Origin of the sequence: Ralstonia pickettii, assembly GCF_030582395.1 — a bacterium.
Taxonomy (GTDB): domain Bacteria; phylum Pseudomonadota; class Gammaproteobacteria; order Burkholderiales; family Burkholderiaceae; genus Ralstonia; species Ralstonia pickettii_D.
This window is the reverse complement of record NZ_CP104382.1, coordinates 1061844-1083379: the sequence shown is the minus strand read 5'-3', so window position 1 is coordinate 1083379 and position 21536 is coordinate 1061844. Positions and strand designations below refer to the sequence as shown.

At 64.7% G+C, this 21536-nt stretch carries 18 protein-coding genes; 11 read left to right on the top strand and 7 right to left on the bottom strand.

Annotation, left to right across the window (positions count from 1 at the left end; translation table 11 throughout):
• Positions 1-2 precede the first annotated feature (2 nt).
• From N5B55_RS21580 to N5B55_RS21570, 3 genes are read left to right on the top strand one after another with little or no spacing between them, the layout of a single operon-like run.
• Entirely contained in the window at positions 3-2309 is a 2307-nt protein-coding gene (locus tag N5B55_RS21580) for a DUF802 domain-containing protein (RefSeq protein ID WP_304540016.1), read from the top strand.
• Positions 2306-2959: an OmpA family protein gene (locus N5B55_RS21575; protein ID WP_304540015.1), complete on the top strand. Its 654-nt coding sequence runs from the start codon at positions 2306-2308 to the stop codon at positions 2957-2959. The genes N5B55_RS21580 and N5B55_RS21575 overlap by 4 nt, the downstream gene beginning before the upstream one ends.
• Positions 2937-3578 (top strand): DUF2894 domain-containing protein, encoded by a 642-nt coding sequence (locus N5B55_RS21570; protein WP_441295872.1) that lies wholly within the window; start codon positions 2937-2939, stop codon positions 3576-3578. Before N5B55_RS21575 ends, N5B55_RS21570 begins: the two co-directional genes overlap by 23 nt.
• A 114-nt stretch (positions 3579-3692) precedes the next feature.
• Here the strand turns inward: N5B55_RS21570 and N5B55_RS21565 are convergent, their stop codons facing one another.
• Complete coding sequence (locus N5B55_RS21565) at positions 3693-4118, bottom strand: HU family DNA-binding protein (RefSeq protein WP_065855658.1); 426 nt, start codon at positions 4116-4118, stop codon at positions 3693-3695.
• Between the two features lie 192 nt (positions 4119-4310).
• On the opposite strand from N5B55_RS21565, the gene N5B55_RS21560 reads away from it, so the two are divergent.
• Positions 4311-5513, top strand: coding sequence for a DUF2252 family protein (locus tag N5B55_RS21560; RefSeq protein WP_065855654.1), 1203 nt, complete (start codon positions 4311-4313; stop codon positions 5511-5513).
• Positions 5514-5642: 129 nt separating this feature from the next.
• Entirely contained in the window at positions 5643-6512 is an 870-nt protein-coding gene (locus N5B55_RS21555) for an NmrA family NAD(P)-binding protein (RefSeq protein ID WP_304540013.1), read from the top strand.
• A gap of 33 nt (positions 6513-6545) precedes the next feature.
• On the opposite strand, the gene N5B55_RS21550 is transcribed toward N5B55_RS21555, so the two are convergent.
• Positions 6546-7841: an Nramp family divalent metal transporter gene (locus tag N5B55_RS21550; RefSeq protein WP_304540012.1), complete on the bottom strand. Its 1296-nt coding sequence runs from the start codon at positions 7839-7841 to the stop codon at positions 6546-6548.
• A 144-nt stretch (positions 7842-7985) separates the two neighbouring features.
• Here N5B55_RS21550 and N5B55_RS21545 point away from each other — a divergent pair, with 144 nt between their 5' ends.
• From N5B55_RS21545 to N5B55_RS21530, 4 genes are all read left to right on the top strand, one after another.
• A complete protein-coding gene (locus tag N5B55_RS21545; RefSeq protein WP_304540011.1) occupies positions 7986-8855 on the top strand; it encodes a manganese catalase family protein in 870 nt (289 codons plus the stop codon).
• A gap of 87 nt (positions 8856-8942) precedes the next feature.
• Complete coding sequence (locus N5B55_RS21540; RefSeq protein ID WP_304540010.1) at positions 8943-9125, top strand: hypothetical protein; 183 nt, start codon at positions 8943-8945, stop codon at positions 9123-9125.
• Positions 9122-9367, top strand: a complete 246-nt coding sequence (locus N5B55_RS21535) for a DUF6566 family protein (RefSeq protein ID WP_154207577.1) — start codon at positions 9122-9124, stop codon at positions 9365-9367. Before N5B55_RS21540 ends, N5B55_RS21535 begins: the two co-directional genes overlap by 4 nt.
• A gap of 78 nt (positions 9368-9445) precedes the next feature.
• Entirely contained in the window at positions 9446-10615 is a 1170-nt protein-coding gene (locus N5B55_RS21530; RefSeq protein ID WP_065855642.1) for a zinc-dependent alcohol dehydrogenase, read from the top strand.
• A 33-nt stretch (positions 10616-10648) separates the two neighbouring features.
• On the opposite strand, the gene pdeM is transcribed toward N5B55_RS21530, so the two are convergent.
• From pdeM to N5B55_RS21505, 5 genes are all read right to left on the bottom strand, one after another.
• Positions 10649-11308, bottom strand: a complete 660-nt coding sequence (gene pdeM, locus N5B55_RS21525; RefSeq protein WP_304540009.1) for a ligase-associated DNA damage response endonuclease PdeM — start codon at positions 11306-11308, stop codon at positions 10649-10651.
• Positions 11305-13920: a ligase-associated DNA damage response DEXH box helicase gene (locus N5B55_RS21520; RefSeq protein ID WP_304540008.1), complete on the bottom strand. Its 2616-nt coding sequence runs from the start codon at positions 13918-13920 to the stop codon at positions 11305-11307. Before N5B55_RS21520 ends, pdeM begins: the two co-directional genes overlap by 4 nt.
• Positions 13917-15563 carry an ATP-dependent DNA ligase gene (locus N5B55_RS21515; RefSeq protein ID WP_065855637.1) on the bottom strand — a complete coding sequence of 549 codons (1647 nt, stop codon included), beginning with the start codon at positions 15561-15563 and terminating at the stop codon, positions 13917-13919. Before N5B55_RS21515 ends, N5B55_RS21520 begins: the two co-directional genes overlap by 4 nt.
• The gene (locus N5B55_RS21510; protein WP_304540007.1) at positions 15560-16624 is read right to left on the bottom strand and encodes a ligase-associated DNA damage response exonuclease; all 1065 of its coding nucleotides are present in this window, start codon (positions 16622-16624) and stop codon (positions 15560-15562) included. The genes N5B55_RS21515 and N5B55_RS21510 overlap by 4 nt, the downstream gene beginning before the upstream one ends.
• A 1468-nt stretch (positions 16625-18092) precedes the next feature.
• The gene (locus N5B55_RS21505) at positions 18093-18995 is read right to left on the bottom strand and encodes a LysR family transcriptional regulator (protein WP_304540006.1); all 903 of its coding nucleotides are present in this window, start codon (positions 18993-18995) and stop codon (positions 18093-18095) included.
• A 159-nt stretch (positions 18996-19154) separates the two neighbouring features.
• Here N5B55_RS21505 and N5B55_RS21500 point away from each other — a divergent pair, with 159 nt between their 5' ends.
• On the top strand, positions 19155-20447 hold the full coding sequence (locus tag N5B55_RS21500; RefSeq protein ID WP_369812439.1) for an MFS transporter: 1293 nt from the start codon (positions 19155-19157) through the stop codon (positions 20445-20447).
• A gap of 167 nt (positions 20448-20614) precedes the next feature.
• Positions 20615-21517 carry an SLAC1 anion channel family protein gene (locus N5B55_RS21495; RefSeq protein ID WP_253913009.1) on the top strand — a complete coding sequence of 301 codons (903 nt, stop codon included), beginning with the start codon at positions 20615-20617 and terminating at the stop codon, positions 21515-21517.
• The last annotated feature ends 19 nt before the right edge of the window (positions 21518-21536 follow it).

Sequence of the window (21536 nt, the reverse complement as noted above, 5' to 3'; positions counted from 1 at the left end):
TCATGTCCAGACTTCACCTGAATCTCATCGTTTTCTTTGTCGGGCTGGCGGCCTTGGGGTGGATTGCCGGCGGTTACCTCGTCGGCGGGAACCTGCTGGCACTGGCCGTCACGCTTGTGATCGGTGCCGCCTATATGGCGGGCGCGCTGGAGCTGCGCCGTTATCGGCAAGCCACGGGCACGGTCGCCCAGGCCGTGGCAGGGTTGTCCGAGATGCCGCCCACTCTGGCGGCATGGCTGGAGCAACTGCACCCGAGCCTGCGCCATGCCGTGCGCCTGCGTGTGGAAGGCGAGCGCGTTGCGTTGCCCGCGCCCGCATTGACGCCGTATCTTGTGGGCCTGCTGGTGCTGCTTGGCATGCTCGGCACGCTGCTCGGCATGGTGGTGACGCTCAAAGGCACGGGCGCAGCGCTGGAAAGCGCGACGGATTTGCAGGCGATCCGCGCATCGCTGGCCGCCCCGATCAAGGGGTTGGGATTCTCGTTTGGCACCTCGATTGCCGGTGTGGCAACGTCGGCCATGCTGGGGTTGCTCTCGGCGCTGTGTCGGCGCGAGCGGCTGCAGGCTGTGCAGGCGCTCGACGCAAAGATCGCGACCACGCTGCGCATCTACTCGCACGCACATCAGCGTGAAGAAACGTTCAAGCTTCTGCGGCGGCAATCCGATGTGATGCCCGCGCTGGTTGACCGACTGCAGGCGATGATGACGTCGCTGGAGCAGCAGGGCGCGGCCAGCAGCGAGCGACAGATCGCGGCCCAGCAGGCATTTCTCGACAAGGCGCAGACCGCTTACAGCCAGCTTGCGTCGTCGGTCGGTCAGTCCTTGAAGGACAGCGCAGCGGAGAGCGCACGCGTTGCCAGCGCCGCGCTGCAGCCGGTGGTGGAAACGACGATGGCGGGCCTTGCCCGGGAATCGGCCGCGCTGCAGGAGACGGTCGCGCACGCGGTGCAGCGTCAGCTGGACGGCCTGTCGACGCGCTTTGAAGCGACGGCCGAGGCGGTTTCCGGCATCTGGAACCACGCCCTGTCGGCGCATCAACGCTCCAGCGAAGCCCTGCTTGGCCAGGTTGGCACGTCGCTGGACCGATTTGCCGAGGCATTCGAGCAACGCTCGGCGCGGTTGCTCGATGGCGTTGCCGAGCGTCTGGATGCCACCGCTGGCGGCCTGTCCGCTGCCTGGCGCGATGCGTTGGCCCGCCAGGAACACACCCACGCCGAACTGGCCGCGCAGAACCAGCGCGCGCTGGAGGCGGCCGCTGCCACGTTTGAGCAGCACGCCGTATCGTTGCAAGACGCGTCGCGCCAATCGCATACGGCGCTGCAAGCCGCACTGGAAGCACGAGACGCGCAACGTCTCGCGGCCTGGACCGAGGCGCTCAGCGCAACGGGCGAGAAGCTCGGCCAGGCGTGGGAGAAAACCGGCGCCGATACGGCGAATCGTCAGCAAGATATCTGCGATGCGTTGGCGCAGACAGCGCGCGATATCGCCGCGCAGCAGGACGCATCGCGTCAGTCGCAAGCCGCGCTGCAAGCTGCGCTGGAAGCGAGAGACGCGCAACGTCTGGCGGCCTGGACCGATGCCCTTGGCGCGATGGGCGCCAAGCTGAGCGAGGCGTGGCAAAAGGCTGGCGCCGATACGGCAAGCCGTCAGCAACAGATTTGCGACGCACTGGCCCAGACCGCACGCGACATTTCCGCGCAAACGCAGGCGCACGCCAACGACACGATCGGCGAGATTTCGCGCCTGGTCCAAGCCGCTTCGGAAGCGCCCAGGGCCGCCGCCGAAGTGGTGGCCGAGCTGCGCCAGAAGCTGTCTGACAGCATGGTGCGCGATACCGCGATGCTGGACGAGCGTGCGCGCCTGCTGGGCACGCTGGAAACATTGCTTGACGCCGTCAACCATGCATCGACCGAGCAACGCACGGCGGTGGACGCCCTGGTGGCAACGTCGGCGGATTTGCTGGAGCGAGTGGGTAAGCGGTTCACCGATCGCGTGGAAGCCGAGACCGGCAAGCTTGGCGCGGTGGCTGCGCAGGTGACCGGCAGCGCGGTCGAGGTGGCGAGCCTTGGCGAGGCGTTTGGCGCGGCCGTGCAGCTGTTTGGCGATTCGAACGACAAGCTTGCAGCCCAATTGCAGCGCATTGAAGCCGCGCTCGAGAAGTCGCTCACCCGCAGCGACGAACAGCTTGCCTACTACGTTGCGCAGGCGCGTGAGGTGATCGACCTGAGCATGCTGTCTCAGAAGCAGATCCTCGAAGACCTGCAACGGCTGGGTGACCAGCGCGCGCTTGCCGGGACCGAAGCGGCATGAACGACGAGATTGACGGTGGCATCGAAGCCACGGCGCCGGTCTGGGCCGCGTTCGGCGACCTGATGTCGGTGCTGCTGGGCGCGTTTGTGCTGATTCTGGTCGGCGTGATCGGCGTGCAGCTGGAGCTGTCCTCCAAGCTGGAAAACGAGGTCAAGCAGCGCGAGGCGGAGGCACAGCGCCGCAAGACACTGGAGCAGGCGCTGGCCGGCCCGCTGGCGGCCGGGCGTGTGACGCTCGTCAACGGGCGCATCGGCATCAACGGCAATGTGCTGTTCGCAATCAACTCCGATCAATTGCAGCCCGAGGGCCGCGCGCTGATGAAGAGCCTGGCGGGGCCGCTGGCCGCGTATCTCACTTCGCGTGAAGAGATCCTGATGGTGAGCGGGTTTTCCGACGATCAGCAGGTGCGTGCCGGCAACCGACTGTTTGCCGATAACTGGGAGCTGTCCGCCAAGCGCGCCTTGACCGTGACGCGTGCGTTGATTGATGAGGGCATTCCCGCGTCCAGCGTGTTTGCAGCAGCGTTTGGCTCGGAGCAGCCCGTGAGTTCCAACGCCGACGACGTTGGCCGTGCGAAGAACCGGCGCGTGGAGATTGCGCCGGTTCCAAGGCAGGCCGCTTCCAACGGTGGGCGCCGTGAGCCGCATTGATGTGTCGACGCAGGCCGCGCTCGACAGCTGGCGCGCAAGCGGCGCGGACCGGCTGGACCGCCTGCGCTTCTGCTTCATCGAGGCATTGCATCGGCGTGCGGCCGGACAAACCGGCGAGGCACGGCGCCTTCTCGATGCGCGGTTGGGTGAGCTGGTGGCGGCCTATGCAAAAGACGTCGATCGCGCGACAACCTTGTCCGATGCGACCGGCCCACGGGTGTCCGCCGGCAGCGCGTTGTCCGAACTGCTGCGTGACATTGCCAGCCGTGAGCGCACGGATGTCTTGAGCGCAGCAGACGGCAGCTCGGGGCGTCCTCTGCACGCATTGCCGGAACTCAGGATTCTCGAAGACGTGCGGGATACCTGGTCTCGCGTCAGCGCCGAGAAGCAGCTGCGTGACGCCTTGAACAAGGTGCCGGTCAATGCCGGGCCGCTGAATTCGAGCAGTCTCGTGCATCGGTCGCTGCTGTTGATGCGCGAGGTGTCGCCCGATTACCTGCGGCAGTTCCTGTCGTATGTGGACGCGCTTTCGTGGCTGGAACGCATGAGCGGGGACAGCACCGGCGGTGGCCAGGAAGCTGCCCGCAGCGGCGGAAAGGCGGCGCGCAAGGCGCGCTAGGCATCACAGCACAGCGGCTTCCGGCCAGGCAGATTGGTCTGCACCTGCTGCGTATTCCGACCGGCAAGCACGCAAAAAAGGGAGCCGAGGCTCCCTTTTTCTTTGCGCTGACGATCAGCTGTTGATCGCTGCGTCCTTGACCTTTTTCAAGGCGCGGACCTTGACGCGCACGGTAGCCGGTTTGGCTTCAAACCACTGCTCCAGGCCGGTAAACGGGTTTTTGCCGAAGCGGCGCTTGGTTGCCGGCACCTTGACCGAGGTCACCTTGAACAGGCCCGGCAGGGTGAATTCGCCGGCGCCCTTCTTGTGCAGCGAAGCCACGATGGTGTTCTCCAGATGGAGCAGCACCGCCTTCACCGCCTTGGCGTCGACGGCAGCTTGTTCCGCCAGATGGCTCACCAGGCTCGCCTTGGTGAACGTGTCCTTCAAGGGCTTGAGGGTCGGCGTCGTTGCAGCAGGCTTCTTTGCTGGCGCGGCCTTCTTTGCCGGCGAGGCCTTCTTTGCAGCGGTCTTGGCAGCGGTCTTGGTTTTGGTGGCCATAGTGAAAATAGATGGTTGGGTAAAGTTGACCATTCAATGGAAGCGACGCCTGTGCAGCGCGCTTCGAGCAAGCATAGCAAAGGTTGAGCGCCGTGGAGGCGTTATCTAAGCTGTTTTAGGGGGTGGGGAACACTTATTGCATACGGTTCGCCGTCCATCACCTTGTTCAAGCATCCCAGGTTCAGCACACACATGTCCCAACGAAAATCGTCGCACAGCGCGGTGAGCCCTAAAAACCGTGCACCCATACTTGCCCGGCTGCGCCAATCGAAGATGACGCGTTCCACCCATGCGTACGTTCGCGGCAGCACCGTGAAGTTCTACGAGTGGCTGAGCGAGGTGCAGCCGCATACGTTTCCCGAAGGGCCGACCATCTGGATCTGCGGCGATTGCCATGTCGGCAACCTCGGCCCGATCGGCCATACTTCCGGCGCCGCGCGCATACAGATCCGGGATCTGGACCAGACGGTGCTGGGCAATCCAGCGCACGACTTGATCCGGCTTGGCGTCTCGTTGGCGACGGCCGCACGCGGTTCAGACCTGCCTGGCATCGTGACCGCACGCATGGTGGAGGCGCTGATGGCGGGGTACCTGCACGGTATCGACCCCGATGCAGCGTTGCGCTTGCCGCCGCGCCCTGCATCCGTTCGCACAGCCATGAAAGCGGCAACTGCACGTACGTGGAAAGAACTGGCCAAGGAGCGGCTGAGCGACACGTCTCCAACCATTCCGCTAGGGCGCCATTTCTGGCCGCTCTCACGAGAAGAGCGGCGCGAACTGAAACATCTTGTGAGCCAGCACGAGGTGCTTGCACTGGTGGCGCGTCTTTACGAAATGCCGGGCGAAGCCTCCGTCAGCATCGTGGATGCGGCGTACTGGGTCAAAGGATGCAGCTCGCTCGGGCAGCGGCGTTATGCCGTCTTGCTGGCTGTCGATCAGGACCGCGGGCCGCGGTACCGGCTGATCGACATCAAGGAGGCGGGCAAGGCCGCGGCGCCCAGCACCGCTGCAGGCGAGATGCCGCGGATCAACGGGGAACGCGTAGTCACCGGCGCGCGGCGTCTTTCTCCTGACCTGGGCGATCGAATGGCATGGGGGCGCATGCTTGGCGGTAGTTTTTTCATGCGCGAGCTGCAGCCGCAAGACCTGAAGCTGTCGGTCGACAAGCTGGAGCACAAGGACGCCACCGTCCTGGCCGCTTACCTGGGCAACGTCGTCGGCCTCGCCCATGGCAGCCAGATGGCCCGGGATGTGGCGATGTCGTGGCACCGTGAACTGCGTGCGCGTCACGGGCGCTCCATCGACGCGCCGTTCTGGCTCTGGTCCTCGATTGTCGATCTGCTTGGACGGCACGAGCGTCAGTATCTCGAGTACTGCCGCGCCTGGGCTGGCTGATCCGCAGCGCTGCATTCCTCTCCTGGGCACAAACGCTGCTACGCAGCCCTGGTCGCCATGTTGAGCCAACGATGGCGCATGGCGCTCGGCTGCCAAAGTGCGCTGTCAAGACAGCGAGTAGGAGGCGCAATGTACGTAGTGATGGGTGCAACCGGACATGTAGGAGCCGCCGTTGCAGACGCGTTGCTGGCCGGCGGCGAAGACGTGACGATCCTGACACGGCGGCCGGAGCGTGCAGGTCGCTGGCGGGACAAGGGTGCGTCGGTCGCGACGGCCGACGTGGAGGACGTCGCCTCGTTGCGGGCGGCATTCCGACTCGGGCGCCGCGCATTCCTGCTCAATCCGCCCGCCGATATTGCCGGCGATACCGACGCCACGGAGCGCCGCACGATCGCCAACATCCTCGCCGCGCTGGAAGACTCCGGGCTGGAGAAGGTGGTGGCCGCGTCTACCTACGGCGCGCGCCCGGGGCGAGGCATCGGCGACCTCACCACGCTGTGGGAATTTGAAGAAGGCCTTCGCCGCCAGCCTATTCCGGCCGCAATCAACCGCGGCGCTTATTACATGAGCAACTGGACCAGCATGCTCGAGACCGTGGCGCAGACCGGCGCGTTACCGAGCATGTTCCCTGCCGATATGCCCCTGCCGATGGTGGCTTCCGCAGACCTCGGCGAGGCAGCGGCCGCCAGGCTCCTGACACCGCCCGACGACGTGGGCGTGCGCTACGTCGAGGGGCCGCAACGCTACACACCGCAGGATGTTGCGCGGGCCATGTCGCGCACGCTCGGCCGTGGCGTCGTGCTCGAGGTCGTTCCGCGAGACCGTTGGGAAGCGGTCTACAAAGGGCTGGGCTTCTCCGATGAGGCCGCCCGTGCTTATGCGAAGATGACCGCCGTGACCCTGGACGAAGATTTCGACCCACCGGGCGGCGTCGTACGGGGCCATGTTTCGCTTGCGGACTTCATCACGGCAGCGTGGGTACGCGCAGCGCACGCCTGACCGGATCGGTGGCGCCACCGCTGCCCGGCATCGCTATGCGATGAGATGGACGAGCAGCGCCCCGTTCAATCCCGCCACCAGCAAGGCCCCGACTGTCGCCACTAGCACGAGGCCGCGACCGGCAGCATGCTGCCCCATCAAGTCTGGCCGTCGCGCCAGCCAGATCAGCGCCGCCATCGGAAACGGCACCACCATGCTCAGAATGACCTGGCTGAGCACGAGTGCGCGCGTGACATCCATGCCCGCGCCGATGACGATGAACGCCGGCACCATGGTGATCAGCCGGCGCATCCATACCGGCAGGCGCACCCGCAGGAAACCTTGCAACACCATCTGGCCCGCCATCGTGCCGACCACGGAGCTTGAGAGCCCCGATGCGATCAGCCCCACCAGAAACACCAGCCCGGCCGATGCTCCAAACAATGGCGCCAGGGTGATATAGGCATCTTCAATGCCGGCCACCTCCGCATGTGCGCCGTGAAACGCGCCTGCCGCGACCACGACCATGGCGAGGTTGATGCAGCCCGCGGCGGCCAGCGCTGCCACCACCTCGCGGTTGGAATAGCGAAGCAGTTGCGACGTCTCTGACGCACTCCGTGGACGCACACGCTTATTGACCAGTCCCGAATGGAGAAAGAGTGCGTGTGGCATGACCGTGGCTCCGACAATGCCGGCCGCCAACATGAACGCGTCGGGCGGCAATGCCGTGGGGACGAAGGTCTGCCGCAGCGCCGCCGCCCACGAGACAGGCAAGATCCACACTTGGATGATGTAAGAGATACCGATGACGGCCACCAGCGCGCCAATCATCAGTTCGACTGAGCGGAAGCCCCGCACTTGCAGCATCAGCAAAAGATAAGTCAGCACACCGGCAACGGCCATGGCGGCGAGCAGAGGCATCCCGGTGAGGAGCGCGATGCCGACTGCGGCACCGACAAACTCGGCAAGGTCGGTCGCCATGGCGGCAAGCTCGCTGATGAACCACATGCCAAGCCCGGCCGGCGCAGGCAGATGCGTTCGGCAGAGTTGCGCCAGATTTCTGCCCGTCACAATGCCCAGGCGTGCCGAGAGCATCTGGAACAGCATCGCCACCAGGCTGGATGCGAGCACGACCCACAGCAGCTGATATCCATAGCGCGCACCGGCTTCAATGCCCGTGGCGATGTTGCCGGGGTCGGTATAGGCCACCGAGACCACCACCGCCGGACCGACGAACGGCGTGAACGTGCGCCATCCCCGTCGCCGGCCTTCCAGCGCTTCGCGTGCGTGGGCGACGACGCATCTCGATGCAGAAGAACTGTCGCGTTCAAGCGCGAGGGCGTCGTCCATGAATGCTCCGGGTGATAGGCGGCGCAAGGGCCTCCGCAACGTGCGTACCCGGCGGCTCCGCGTCAGGCGTGCGGTACGCGATGGAACGGGTGTTGCGGAAAGGGTTGCGCCATGAAGGCATCCATCCATTCCTGGAGAACCCCCATGTTCATGCACAACAAGCGATTGCAGTACACCGTTCGCGTCAGCGAAACCGATCCTGGATTGGCCAATCTGCTGCTGGAGCAGTTCGGCGGCCCCCAAGGCGAGCTTGCGGCAGCGATGCGCTACTTCACGCAAGCCGTTGCAGAAGAGGATGCAGGCCGCAAGGACATGTTGTACGACATCGCGACAGAAGAGCTCAGTCACCTGGAGATCATCGGCACTATCGTCGCCATGTTGAATCGCGGTGCCAAAGGGGAACTGGCGGAAGCGGTGGATGAGCAGGCGGAGTTGTATCGCAAGCTCAATGGCGCTGGTAACGACAGCCATGTGACGCAGTTGCTGTATGGCGGCGGCCCGGCGCTGACCAACTCGGGCGGCGTGCCGTGGACGGCGGCATACATTGACTCGATTGGCGAGCCGACGGCGGACCTACGCTCGAACATTGCCGCCGAAGCACGCGCCAAGATCATCTACGAACGATTGATCAACGTCAGCAATGACCCCGGTGTGCGCGATGCGCTCGGCTTTCTCATGACGCGCGAGGTAGCGCACCAGAAGTCGTTCGAGAAGGCGCTCTACGCCATCAACGCCAACTTCCCCCCGGGCAAGCTGCCGCCGGTGCCGGAGTTCAGCGATGCGTATTTCAAGATGTCGCGCGGTGGTCCCATCGTGCAGGCACCGTGGAATAGCGGCACGGGTCTTGAGCTGGTTGCAGACCCACCGGTGCCTGTGGATGGCGGAGACGGCAACGCGTCGGTCAATTTGACCGATGCCGAACTCGAAACGCTGGAGGCCATGAAGACGCGCCTGGCTTCTGACCCGGCGGTCGATCCCACCACCGGCGCGGAGCTTGGTGAAGCGAAGGCGTAACAACCGCCTCCAGGCCCGGGTGCAGCACGGCCCGGGTCTGGACGTTGCGTCTGCGCCAGGCATTGCCTGCTTCAAGCACGAACAGACATGGAGACGCTCATGCATATGCAGCAAGTCCTTGCGATCGCGGCGCTCACCCTCGCCGTGATTGCCATGTATTCGCTCGCCCGCGGCTTGCCTGCCGGCGTGTTCGGGGTGGGAGTGCAACCCGCCGCGCCGATGTATTCGGGCGTTCAGCCACCCCATCCATTCCTGAACGGGAAGCGATGATGCAGAACGATACAACGCACGAGGGCGCCGCGCGCTTCGAGTGTGCGGGCCATACCGTGACCGTCAGCGCGGAGCAGGACGCACAGGGCGTATGGGTGCCCCGCATCTCCGTCGAAAACGGCACGCGGCAGTTCGAAATCCGAGAAATATCCCAGACATGGCGAGGCTGGCACACCAAAGGCGAGGCCGTTCGAGACGGCATGGAACAAGCCCGCTTGCTGCTCACGCATGGGCGGTCCTGAACATTGAACCCCGCGCACCGGCGCGGCACGGCCTCGGCATGGCGCCGTCGCCCCGACTGAATCGACAAGGAGTTTGTGATGAAAGCACTCTGCTGGCACGGCAAACATGACATTCGCTGCGACACCGTTCCGGATCCGACGATCCAACACGGCCGTGACGCCATCATCAAAGTCACGGCGTGCGCCATCTGCGGCTCGGATCTGCACCTCTTCGACGGTGTGATGCCCGGCATGGAAAGCGGCGATGTGGTCGGCCACGAAACGATGGGCGAAGTCGTGGAAGTGGGGCCTGAGAACACCAAGCTGAAAGTGGGCGACCGCGTCGTCGTGCCATTCACCATTTCATGCGGCGAGTGCTTTTTCTGCAAACGCGGGTTCTACTCGGGCTGCGAGCGAACCAACCCTGACCACGCCAAGGCCGCCAAGCTATGGGGCCATTCGCCGGCCGGTTTGTTCGGCTACTCCCACCTGCTGGGCGGATATGCCGGTGGCCAGGCGGAATATCTGCGCGTGCCTTACGCCGACGTCGGGCCCATCCGCGTGCCAGACGGGGTTGCTGACGAAACCTTGTTGTTCCTGTCCGACATTTTCCCGACCGGCTACATGGCCGCGGAGCAGTGCAATATCCAGCCCGGCGACACCATCGCCGTGTGGGGTTGCGGGCCCGTCGGGCAGTTCGCGATCCGCAGTGCGTTTCTGCTGGGCGCGGAACGCGTGATCGCCATCGATACGGTGCCGGAGCGCTTGGCCATGGCGCGTGATGCCGGCGCGCAAACACTCGACTTCAAGGCCAGCGATGTGCAGGAGGCGCTTAACGAAATGACGCAGGGCCGCGGCCCCGATGCCTGCATCGATGCAGTGGGCACGGAACCCGAAACGACCGCCAGCCTCGACTCCGTGGTCGACCGCATCAAGGTCGCTACCGCACTCGGTACGGATCGGCCCCACGTGCTGCGGCAGGCCATTCAATGCTGCCGCAACTTCGGTACGGTCTCGATCGTCGGTGTGTATGGCGGCTTGCTGGACAAGGTGCCGTTTGGCTCTGCGATCAATCGAGGGCTGACGTTCCGGATGGCGCAAACACCGGTTCAGCGGTATCTGCCCTTGTTGCTCGAACGCATCGAGCGCGGCGAGATCGACCCGTCGTTCGTGGTGACGCATCGCGGTACGCTTGCGGATGGCCCGGACCTGTACAAGACCTTCCGCGACAAGCAGGACGGCTGCGTGAAGGTGGTGCTCAAGCCCTGAGGCCAGCGGCGCATTTGCGCGGAAGGAAGCGCCCTAGCTGCGCAGCGGCCAGACGCAGTCGTCGGCGACAGCAAAGAGCGCTTCTCCGGGCGCAGCCGGTGCGGTCCATAGACCGGTGAACTCGCCGAAGGCGGGCAGCAGGGCGCCGCTCGTTCCAAACCGGAAACACGGTAGCCGGAGGCGGTCCCGAGCCGGTCCGCTGATGACGACGCCCGGGTGCACATGTCCGGCGATGACGTAGCGATCGGGCAGCCGCTGCGGTTCATGGCACAGCGCGAAGGGCCCGATCGCCCAAAGCTCTTCCACCACGTTGAAGCGCAGGTCCGCAGGTGGGTCTCCGGCATGGCGGTCGTGGTTGCCGCGGACCAACGTGCAAGCGACCTCGGCGTGGCGTGCGCGCCAGGCGGCGAGCGCATCGAGTGCTGCGTGCGCTTCGCGTGCGTGCAGGAGATCGCCCAGCCACGCGATATGCGCCACCGGCAGCCGGGCGAGCATGGCATCCAAGCGCGCGACCGCCTGGCTCGTGCTCCCAGCCGGCACCGGCACGCCACGCGCCCGGAACGTGGCCGCCTTGCCGAAATGCGCATCCGCCACCATCAGCATGCGTTGCGCGGGCCACCATAGCGCGCGCTCGGGCAGCAGCCATAGGGTCTCGCCCGCGCATTGGATGGCGTAGTCTTTGGCGACCGTCATAGCAATGGCAGTGGTTTCGATGTCTTACGCGGCCGGCGCGTGCGGCGGCTGGACTTGCCCGCGGTGTCGGGCGATTCGGTCAGGCGCAGCGCGGCCTGTACGTCGGTCTCGATCTCCGGCCTGGCCGCAGCATCCGGATCGGTGGGTTCGGGGCCGGCGGCGCGCTCAGCTTCGGCCAGCATGCGTGCGATCCGATCGGCGAGTTTCTCCGTCGAGAGCTGCTCGCGAAACCGCTCCACCATCAACGGAAAACTGAACGGCGACGGACGTTTCAGTGCGCAGAGCTGCAGCTGCAAACCGCGCATGCGGACGAGGGCGGCTTCGATACGGTCGAGATCCAGTTCCTGGCGCAGCACTTCGGTCTCTGCCTGCGAGAGCAGCAGGTTGCCGGGGTCGTGGCGCCGGAAGACTTCATAGAACAAGCCAGAAGACGCCTGCAACTGGCGCGCGCTCTTGTGTGCGCCGGGGTAGCCCTGAAACACCAGCCCCGAGACGCGTGCAATCTCGCGAAAGCGGCGTTGCGCCAGTTCTCCGGCGTTGAGGCTGGCCAGCACGTCCGGCATGAGGGTGTGCGTGGCAAAGAGTTCGCCGCTGGCGAGCAGCGCCGGCCAGTCGATGGGTGTGGCCGACAGCAGTTCGAGGCCGTAGTCGTTGAACGCCAGTGAGAAGGTCGCCGGCGTGCGATTGGCCGCGCGCCAGCCGAGAAGGCTCGCAAGCCCGAGGTGCGCATGCCGCCCGGCAAACGGGTACAGAAAAAGATGCCAGCCCTCGCGCGAGTGCAGCGTCTCGGCCACCAGCGTTGCCGTGGTGGGCAGCGCAGACCAGCGCGCCTGCAACTCCAGCAGTGGGCGCGCGGCTTGCATTTCCGGGCTGTCGAAGCGGGCATGTGCCGCCGCATCGAGTTGCGCCACCACCGCGTGCGAAAGCTCGTTGGATAGCGGCATGCGGCCGCCGTTCCAGCGCGGCACGGCAGCGCGTTTGCCGGTGGCGCGCCGCACATAGGCGGTCATGTCCTGCACGCGCACCAGTTCCAGCAGGCGGCCGGCAAACAGGAAGTTGTCGCCGGGGCGCAGCCGCGCAATGAAGCCTTCTTCAATCGACCCCAGTGCGCCGCCACCGGACGCGTGCCACCAGCGCACGGTCATCGTTGCATCGCTGACGATGGTGCCGATGCTCATGCGGTGTCGCCGCGCGAGCCGCGTATCGGGCACGCGCCAGATGCCGTGTTCATCGGGCATGACGCGGCGGTAGTCGGGATACGCCGTGAGCGAGTGGCCGCCCTGTCGCACGAAATCGAGCGCCCATTGCCACTCGTCGTCGTGCAGATCCCGGTAGGCCCAGGCGCGGCGCACTTCCTGCAGCAGCGCGTCAGGCACAAAGCCGCCGCCCAGGGCGACCGTCACCAGATGCTGAACCAATACATCCAGCGGCTTGTGTGGCGAGGTGCGGGCCTCCACCTGTCCTGACATGGCCGCAGCGCGGGCCGCAGCGCCTTCCACGAGTTCAAGGCTATGCGTGGGCACCACCGTCACGCGAGAGGGCCGGCCAGGTGCGTGTCCAGATCGCCCCGCACGCTGCAACAGCCGCGCCACACCCTTGGGTGAGCCGATCTGCAGCACGCGTTCCACCGGCAGAAAATCCACGCCCAGATCCAGGCTTGACGTGCAGAACACCGCCTTGAGCTTGCCTTGCTTGAGCCCGGTCTCGACCCAGTCGCGCGTTGCGCGGTCCAGCGAGCCGTGATGCAACGCAATCAGCCCGGCCCATTCCGGGCGCGCATTGATGACTGCCTGATACCACAGTTCCGCCTGCGAGCGCGTATTGAGAAACACCAGCGCGGTGCTGGCGCTTTCCAGCTCTTCCAACACATGCGGCAGCATCGCCATGCCCAGATGCCCGGCCCACGGAAAACGGCCCACGCCATCGGGCAGCAGCGTATCGATTTCCATGCGCTTGGGCAGGTGGCCTTGCACCAGTGTGCCGGGGGTGGGGGTTGCTGCATCGCCGAGCGCGTCCATGGCTTCCGACAGATTGCCCAGCGTCGCGGAAAGTCCCCACACGATCAGTTCCGGCGACCACGTGCGCAGCCGGGCGAGCGCCAACTGGACTTGCACGCCCCGCTTGTTGCCAACGAGTTCGTGCCATTCATCCACGACCACCACACGCACCGAGCCCAGGGCCTCGCGCGCATCGGCGCGCGCAAGCAGCAACGACAGGCTTTCGGGTGTGGTCACAAGGGCAGTGGGCAGGCGGCGTGATTGCGCGGCGCGCTCGGCGCTGCCGGTGTCGCCGGTGCGCAAGCCGAGCGTCCAGTGCGGCGCCAAATCCTGTGCGGCCTCGGTCAATGCGCGTGTGGTGTCGGCCGCCAGTGCGCGCATGGGTGTGAGCCATAGCACCGATAACGGTGGTGCGCCGCTGCGGCTGCGTACTTGCGCCAACCGCTGCAGCGCTCCCAGCCAGACCGCATAGGTTTTCCCCGCGCCCGTGGTGGCATGCAGCAGGCCCGATTGGCCGCGCGCCATGGCCGACCACACAGTGCGCTGGAACGGCATGGGCGTCCAGCCACGCGCATCAAACCACGTATCAAGATCGGGCAGTGCAGGTTCGTTCATGACGGCGGCAGCAGGCTCTCCAGCGTCTGCAGGGTATCGGCTTCAGCAACGGGCTTGTCGTGCCGCCAGCGTAGCATGCGCGGAAACCGCACTGCGATGCCGCTCTTGTGCCGAGGGCTGCGCGCAATGCCCTCGAAGCCCAGTTCGAACACCAGCGTCGGCGCTACGCTGCGCACGGGGCCGAAGCTCTCCACCGTCGTCTTGCGGATGAGCGCGTCGACCTGGCGGATCTCTGCGTCGCTCAGGCCGGAGTACGCCTTGGCAAACGGCACGAGCTTGCGCTCCGGCACCTCGGGCGGTGCATCCCATACGGCGAAGGTGTAATCGGTGTACAGGCTCGCGCGCCGGCCGTGGCCACGCTGCGCGTAGATGAGGACCGCATCCACCGAGAACGGATCGACCTTCCACTTCCACCACACCCCCACGTCCTTGGTGCGGCCCACGCCGTAGCGGGCGTCGCGCCGCTTGAGCATCAGCCCTTCCACGCCAAGCTCGCGGGATGCCTCACGCTGCCGCGCAAGATGCTGCCAGTCGTCGCCTTGCAGCAGCGGTGACAGCTCCAGCGCCGGATGGACGTATTCGGCAATCACACGTTCGAGCTGCGCGCGCCGCTCGCTCTGCGCGCGCTCGCGCAGATCCTGCCCCTGCCATTCCAGCAGGTCATACGCCAGCAGCACGGCCGGCGCCTCGCGCAGCACGCGCGCGTTCAGGGTCTTGCGGCCGATGCGTTGCTGAAGCAGGGCAAACGGCTGCACGCGACCGTCTTGCCAGACCACGATCTCGCCGTCGAGCACGGTGCCCGGCGGGAGCGCCTCCGCCATTGCGGACAGTTCGGGAAAGCGTTCGGTGATGAGTTCCTCGCCGCGCGACCACAGCCATGCGCTGTCGGCGCGCCGCACGAGTTGCGCGCGGATGCCATCCCACTTCCATTCGATTTGCCATTCAGTGGGCGCGCCGAGCAGGGTGTCGAAGGCGTCCAGTTCCGCCTGCAGCGGGTGCGCGAGAAAGAATGGATACGGGTGCCCGGTATCGAGCGCGTGGCCGTCGACGCTGGCATCGGCCAGCAGCGCCCGATAACGCTCGGCGGTGGGCGCCTGTCCGATGTCGGTATAGCCCATCAGCCGTTGCGCGACGTGCTTGGGGTCGGTGCCGCCCACCTCAGCCAGCGCGCGCGTGACCAGCAGTTTCGACACCCCCACGCGAAACGCCCCCGTGATCAGCTTCATCAACACGAGCCGGGCATGCAGCGGTAGACCCCGGCACAGTTCAGCCAGGCGCGGAAGTACCAGCTCGGGGGGCTGCCCGCGCAACGGCAGCAGGCGTGCCTCCATCCACTCGGCCAGGCTGGCGTTGTCTGCGCGATCCGCATCCGGCAGGACCAGCGCGATGGTCTCGGCCAGATCGCCCACGGCTTGGTAACACTCGTCAAACAGCCATTCGGGCAGGCCGGAGGTGGTCTGCGCAAAGCTGGCGAGCACGCGCACCGGCACCAGCTGGCGCGGCTTGCCCCCGGCCAGGAAGTAGACCGCCCACGCGGCGTCGGCATCGGGCGCGGTGCGCAGATAGGCCACCAGTGCGGCCAGCTTGCCGTTGCTCGATGTGGTGGCGTCGAGCTGCGCGTACAGATCGGCAAAGGCTTTCATGACGCGGGCGTGTCCTCTGGCGCGGTTGCCGTAGGTGTATCGCCCGTTTCAGCGGCATTGCCTTCTTCGGCCTCGTCGCCATACTCGGTGGCGAAGGCGCGCGCATCCAGGCCCCGTTCGCACAACCAGCGCACCATTGGCGCGACCTGGCCGTGCGTGACATAGACACGCGTGGCGCCCGTGGCGTCGATGGCCTGCAGCAAGCCGGGCCAGTCGGCATGATCGGACAGCACGATGCCGCGATCGACGCCGCGCCGCCGACGTGCGCCACGAAGCTGCATCCAGCCGCTGGCAAACGCATCGGCGTAGTCGCCAAACCGCCGCATCCACGACGTGCGTTGTGCCGAGGGCGGTGCCAGCACGAGGGCGCGCCGCAAGTCCGCGCGTGGCACGTCGGTCGCGAGTTGCGTGGGCGGCAGCGCCACGCCTGCGTGCCGATAGGCGGCATCCAGTTGCAGCATGGCGCCGTGCGAAACGATGGGCCCAATGTCGGTATCAAGGCCAGAAAGAATGCGCTGCGCCTTGCCGAACGCGTAGCAGAACACGATGCTTGCGCGGCCCGCCTCGGCATTGCCGCGCCACCATGCATTGAGCTGGGCGAAGATCTCTGCCTGCGGCCGCCAGTGGTAAATCGGCAGGCCGAAGGTGGATTCGGTGATGAAGGTATTGCATCGCACCGGTTCGAACGGCGTGCAGGTGCTGTCGGCCTCGACCTTGTAGTCGCCGGATACGACCCACACATCGCCGCCGTATTCCAGCCGCACCTGCGCAGAGCCCAGTACGTGCCCCGCCGGATGAAAGCTCAGCCGCACCCCGTGATGGACGATGGACTCGCCGTACGGCAGGGTTTGCAGGGGGATGTCGGCTCCCAGGCGCGCGCGCAGCACGCCCGCTCCCGGGGCTGCGGCCAGGTAATGCTGGTGCCCGACGCGGGCGTGGTCACTGTGGGCATGTGTGATGACGGCGCGATCCACCGGCCGCCATGGGTCAACGTAGAAGTCGCCTGCCGGACAATACAGGCCGCTGGGCGTGGTTACGATCAGGTCCGCTGCGCTGGTCATCGATTGCTCTCATTAGATGCCCCTTCATCCGACGCCCGCGACAGCCGCCCGCGACAACGTCAGCGCAATGGCTGCTTGCGTACGGGCTCGGCACGCATGTCGGCCGGGCCCCCGGGCCCTGCGGCGGCGGCACTTGGGCCGGCCGAATCACTACCACCAGGCTGACGCGTTCCCGCGGAAGTGTCCGCGGGCTGCGTGGCGGGCGACTTCGGTGCGGAGGCCGGCATGGTGTCCGGATACCGCGACAAGGAGTGCTTTGCCGTCTTGGGTTGAACCGCTGGAGCGGCGTCTGGCGATGCCGGGTGCGGCTCAGCCGGCTGTGCAAGCGAAAGCCCGCTGCCGGTCGTCGATACCAGAAAGAATAACCAACCTGCGGCTGCTTGTTTTGCTGCTCGTAATCCCTGTTGCATGCATGGCCTCCGTTGCGCTCCCGTGGCGGGAAGCAGTCGGCATGCCAGGGGTGTGGGCGCGTGACTACGGCGTGATTGCGGTGTCCTCCGTATGGAGGCTGCGTAGCGGCTGGACGTTTTTTCAATGGAGAGGAAAAAGCGGTGGTCGGCGGCCCACAATGTCGACTGTCCGGGCCAATCTGCGGCAATCCAGCTAGCCAAAAACCACCGGTCACGGAAGGTTGTGGCTCGGACGTGAACCCCAAGCAGACGGTGTCGACCACTCCGCGGGTGGAATGGGAGCGGCCTGGCCGTCTGCTCAGAAGTGGCCATCCAAGCCAAAATCCAACTCAGTTCCGTTTCAGCATTGACAGGCAACCGACGAGGGCGCGTATTTGCGTTGCGTTCTTACTTGGGTTGCCGAACATGGGAGTACGCAGGTTGTTAACTACCCCCGCGATAGCGCTCCTCTGACCTGCGTCTTTCGGCGTCCATTTCGAAGGCAAGGCGTCAGCGCCCGGTGTGCAGGGCGCATTTTTTTTGATTGAAGAAATAGAACCGGCGTGCTGGCGTGCCGAATCCTTTCGCCAAAGTTCGCCCGCAAGACGCCATTCTTGCGTTTGTGCCGTTGGGCATAACGTGGCCCAACGTGACGGAATCAGGCATCAGCTGTCCAGACGAATTTCTTCCCACCGAGGCGCGCGCTATGCGGGTCATGGGGTGCCGCAGCAATGGAGCTCCGCCGAGTCGCGCGTGCGTTATTCGACTGTCGACCTACGGACCGTGACAATGGATGCTGCTGTTCATCATCGTAGGCGGCAGGGTACATAAAGCTACATGTGCACCGCTGAGGTCCTGTAATGAACTGTGCCCTCTTCGTAGTGAATCAAGCTTCCGGTCCTGCGAAGGTGGCGCACCATTCACGTCGGCGTTCTCTAATGGACAGTGACGTTGTCCATTAGAAAGCAGGTCCGCAAGTGACCATCCCTCAGGACAGTAGGATTTTTCCTCATAGGCGCACTTGGAAATCCACCCCGCCTGTACCTTGGGCTGGTTCGGGACGGTCGCCGCCCGGTCGGTCAGGTCGCCGAAAGGTTTGCGAATTCTTGCTTTACGCGAGCGCGCAGGTGTGGCGTCGCAAAATCGAGAAACGCACGCAACTTCAGCGGTAAGGGCGCCTGTCCTTTATGTACGAGACTGATCGGCAATGGCGGCGACTCATACTCGGCGAGCACGATGCGAAGCGCGTCGGTGCGTACAGCGTCCGCAACCTGGTAGGCCAGTACATTGATCAGTCCGACGCCGAGAGTCGCTGCCGCGATACCGGCCTCCGCCGTATTGACGGCGAGCCGTGAACGAACCGATACGGGCCGCTCTGACTTGCCGGAGCCGAATACCCAGGCGCGCTTGGAGGCGAGCACCTCGAAGGTAATGCAATCGTGCCCGGCGAGATCTTCTGGTATGGCCGGCACGCCATGCCTTGCCAAATAGGCGGGACTTCCGCAGATGACTCGGCGAACCGTTCCGACACCCGTTGCCATTAGCGTGCTGTCGGGCAATTCACCGATCCGGATGGCAGCATCCGCGTTTTCTTCCATCAGATGCACGACGCGATCCGTGAGCACGAGGCTCACATTGATCTCCGGATAGTGCGCGAGAAATTCTGCCACCACGGGCACGACATGCAAGCGCCCGAACACGATGGGCGCCGTCACAACGATCTCGCCTTTAGGTGCGGCGTATTCGCCCGACGCCGCGCGCTCGGCTTCTCCAATCTCTTCAAGAATGCGCCGGCACGCAGCTACATATGAGATTCCGGCCTCCGTCAGTGAAAGTTGGCGCGTCGTGCGGTGGAGCAGACGTGTCTTCAAATGCGATTCCAGTTCGCCCACCTTCCGGCTGACGGTTGCCAGAGGCATGTCGAGGCGACGCGCGGCAGCAGAAAGACTGCCCGCATCGACAACAGCGACAAGGGTCGACATCGACTCGACAAGATTCACTGGGTCTACCAATTTGTGGAAGGGTGATTCTTGAGCTTGGTGGATTCTCCTAATAATTGCAAGGCCGTATCGTTCGAAAACGGCTTGGGCATCGCAGCATGTTGCTGCAGGCACCCGAGATTGCATTAAAAGGAGAGAACCGTGAGCGACCTGTCTATGACACCCGCCAGTTCACCTGCACCCGTCTTCGCGTCACGCGGCAAGATCGTCATGATGGCGATCATCGCGGGCGCCGTGGTCACCAACGTTTATTGCACCCAACCGATCCTGCCGTTGATCAAAACGGGCTTTGGGGTCGACCTGACGAAAGTCGATCTCGTCGCCGCTGCGGCGTTGCTCGGCTTCTCCACCGGGCTGGCGTTGCTCTTGCCGCTAGGCGATCGATTCGACCGGCGCAAGCTCGTGCTCGGCCAGATTGCCCTGGCCTTTGTGCTGGCGATCGCGGCGGCTGTCTCGCCCAGCCTCTGGATGCTCGTCGCGGCTTGCTTTGGTCTTGGCATGGTCAGTTGCGTGCCACAGCAGCTCGTGCCGTTCGCGGCCGTGATGTCAACGCCGAGCGAGCGCGGACGTTCGGTCGGAACGGTTGTCAGCGGCATCATGCTCGGCATCCTGCTCGGTCGCACGATTGCGGGCTTGGTCGGCTCGGCTTATGGCTGGCGCGCGGTTTATGGGATGGAAGCGGTGTTCATGGTGCCCGTCTGGCTCGCTGCCGCTGCGCTCCTCCCGCGCGGCGTGCCCTCCACCACTCTTTCGTACGGCAGGCTGCTCGCTTCGCTCTGGCCGCTGGCACGGGACAACCGCCCCATTCGTGAGTCGATGATTGTTCAGGCGTTGTTATGGGCCTGTTTCAACGCCTTTTGGGTCAATCTCGCGGCGCTTCTTGCAAGCGGGCCGTGGCACCTCGGCAGTGCGTGGGCGGGTGCCTTCGGCGTCATCGGCGCAGCCGGGGCGTTTGCCGCTTCACTTGCCGGGCGCGCGTCCGACCGGCTCGAGACGCGCACAGTGGTCGGGGCGAGTATCGGGATCGCCACGCTTGCCTACCTGATCCTCTCCGGTGCGAACGCCTCGCTCACGATGTTGGTGATCGGCGTCATCGTGCTCGACATCGGTGTGCAGGCGGGGCTGGTCGCCAATCAGACACGCGCGTTCGCCGTCGATCCAAAAGCACAAGGCCGTATCAACAGCCTGTATATGACCGCGACGTTCTTCGGCGGCGCCGTCGGCACCGTGGTCAGCGGTTGGCTCATGACTGACTTCGGCTGGACGGGCATTGTCGTCTTCGGTATCGCGCTCGGGGTCATCGCCGCTGCAATCCATTTCATCGGCGCACCTCGAGCGACAGGTGCTGGGCAAAGTCCGCGTGCCGCCATGCCCGACCAAGCGAACGGCAACGCATTGAACCCAGAGCAAATCTGTCTTTTAGGTGAGAAGTGATGAGCGAAGCGAATCAAAGTACAGCGCGCCAGTTGACGCACTGCCCGGGGAACGACCCCATCCTTTCCGGAGAAAGTGCTGTGCAAACGCTTTTGGGTTCCCAACGACAGCCATCGGGAGACGCTGCTTCCATTAGGAATCTGCCGGTCAGCCTATTTGCGTCGGTCATGGGTATTGCCGGACTTTCCATTGCTTGGCGTCAGGCCAGCCTGCAATTTGGGGTAAGCGTCCGGATTGCCGAGGCGGCAGGGGCTCTGGCTTTGATCGTGTTCGTCGTGCTGAGCGCGGGCTATCTCGCCAAGGCAGTGAGGCATCCTGAGGCTGTCATCGGCGAGTATCGCCATCCCGTCACCGGCAACTTCTTTGGCACGATCACCATCGCCATGCTGTTGCTTTCCTCTGTTGTTGCTCCAATGAGCCAGGCGCTCGCTGCAGTCATGTGGATAGCGGGCACCGTGTCGGCGATTGCCCTCTGCTTTGCGATTGCAAGTCGATTGCTGGGAGGAAAGATCGACGCTGCGCATGCGGTTCCTGCATGGTTTATCCCCGGCGTCGCCACATTGGACATTGCCGTCGCCGGCGCAGCCATGCCAATGCCGTGGGCGAATGAAGTCAACCTCTTCGCATTGGCCATCGGGACGATGATCGCAGTCCTGTTTTTCACGATGATCATGTCGCGCATGATTCACCATGAGCCAGTCCCCGCCGGTATGGTCCCTTCGCTGCTGATTCTGATGGCGCCGTTTGAAGTCGGCTTCCTGGCCTATACGAACATGGTGCAGCACGTGGACACCTTCTCTGCGCTGCTGTTCTACTTCGGCCTTTTCTTGTTCCTTGCGTTGGCGCCCAAGGTCTTCCGCAGGGGAGTTCCATTCGCTGCCGGGTGGTGGGCAATCAGCTTTCCAATGGCAGCGCTGACCATTGCGGCGCTGAAGTACTCTATGTTCACCCAGGTTTGGCCTGTCAAGGTGGCTGCAATCATCCTGCTCGCGATACTGAGCATCGCGATCGTGCTTCTGCTTGTCCGGACGCTGCACTGGCTTCTTAACGGCAAGCTTTTAGCCGGTTGAGATGGCGCGGTAGGGTCCT

Excerpts from the sequence above, each read along its gene's own strand:
- N5B55_RS21580 (WP_304540016.1), top strand. The coding sequence starts at position 3 with ATGTCCAGACTTCACCTGAATCTCATCGTTTTCTTTGTCGGGCTGGCG.
- N5B55_RS21575 (WP_304540015.1), top strand. The coding sequence starts at position 2,306 with ATGAACGACGAGATTGACGGTGGCATCGAAGCCACGGCGCCGGTCTGG.
- N5B55_RS21565 (WP_065855658.1), bottom strand. The coding sequence starts at position 4,118 with ATGGCCACCAAAACCAAGACCGCTGCCAAGACCGCTGCAAAGAAGGCC.
- N5B55_RS21560 (WP_065855654.1), top strand. The coding sequence starts at position 4,311 with ATGTCCCAACGAAAATCGTCGCACAGCGCGGTGAGCCCTAAAAACCGT.
- N5B55_RS21555 (WP_304540013.1), top strand. The coding sequence starts at position 5,643 with ATGTACGTAGTGATGGGTGCAACCGGACATGTAGGAGCCGCCGTTGCA.
- N5B55_RS21550 (WP_304540012.1), bottom strand. The coding sequence starts at position 7,841 with ATGGACGACGCCCTCGCGCTTGAACGCGACAGTTCTTCTGCATCGAGA.
- N5B55_RS21545 (WP_304540011.1), top strand. The coding sequence starts at position 7,986 with ATGTTCATGCACAACAAGCGATTGCAGTACACCGTTCGCGTCAGCGAA.
- N5B55_RS21540 (WP_304540010.1), top strand. The coding sequence starts at position 8,943 with ATGGAGACGCTCATGCATATGCAGCAAGTCCTTGCGATCGCGGCGCTC.
- N5B55_RS21535 (WP_154207577.1), top strand. The coding sequence starts at position 9,122 with ATGATGCAGAACGATACAACGCACGAGGGCGCCGCGCGCTTCGAGTGT.
- N5B55_RS21530 (WP_065855642.1), top strand. The coding sequence starts at position 9,446 with ATGAAAGCACTCTGCTGGCACGGCAAACATGACATTCGCTGCGACACC.
- pdeM (WP_304540009.1), bottom strand. The coding sequence starts at position 11,308 with ATGACGGTCGCCAAAGACTACGCCATCCAATGCGCGGGCGAGACCCTA.
- N5B55_RS21520 (WP_304540008.1), bottom strand. The coding sequence starts at position 13,920 with ATGAACGAACCTGCACTGCCCGATCTTGATACGTGGTTTGATGCGCGT.
- N5B55_RS21515 (WP_065855637.1), bottom strand. The coding sequence starts at position 15,563 with ATGAAAGCCTTTGCCGATCTGTACGCGCAGCTCGACGCCACCACATCG.
- N5B55_RS21510 (WP_304540007.1), bottom strand. The coding sequence starts at position 16,624 with ATGACCAGCGCAGCGGACCTGATCGTAACCACGCCCAGCGGCCTGTAT.
- N5B55_RS21505 (WP_304540006.1), bottom strand. The coding sequence starts at position 18,995 with ATGTCGACCCTTGTCGCTGTTGTCGATGCGGGCAGTCTTTCTGCTGCC.
- N5B55_RS21495 (WP_253913009.1), top strand. The coding sequence starts at position 20,615 with ATGGGTATTGCCGGACTTTCCATTGCTTGGCGTCAGGCCAGCCTGCAA.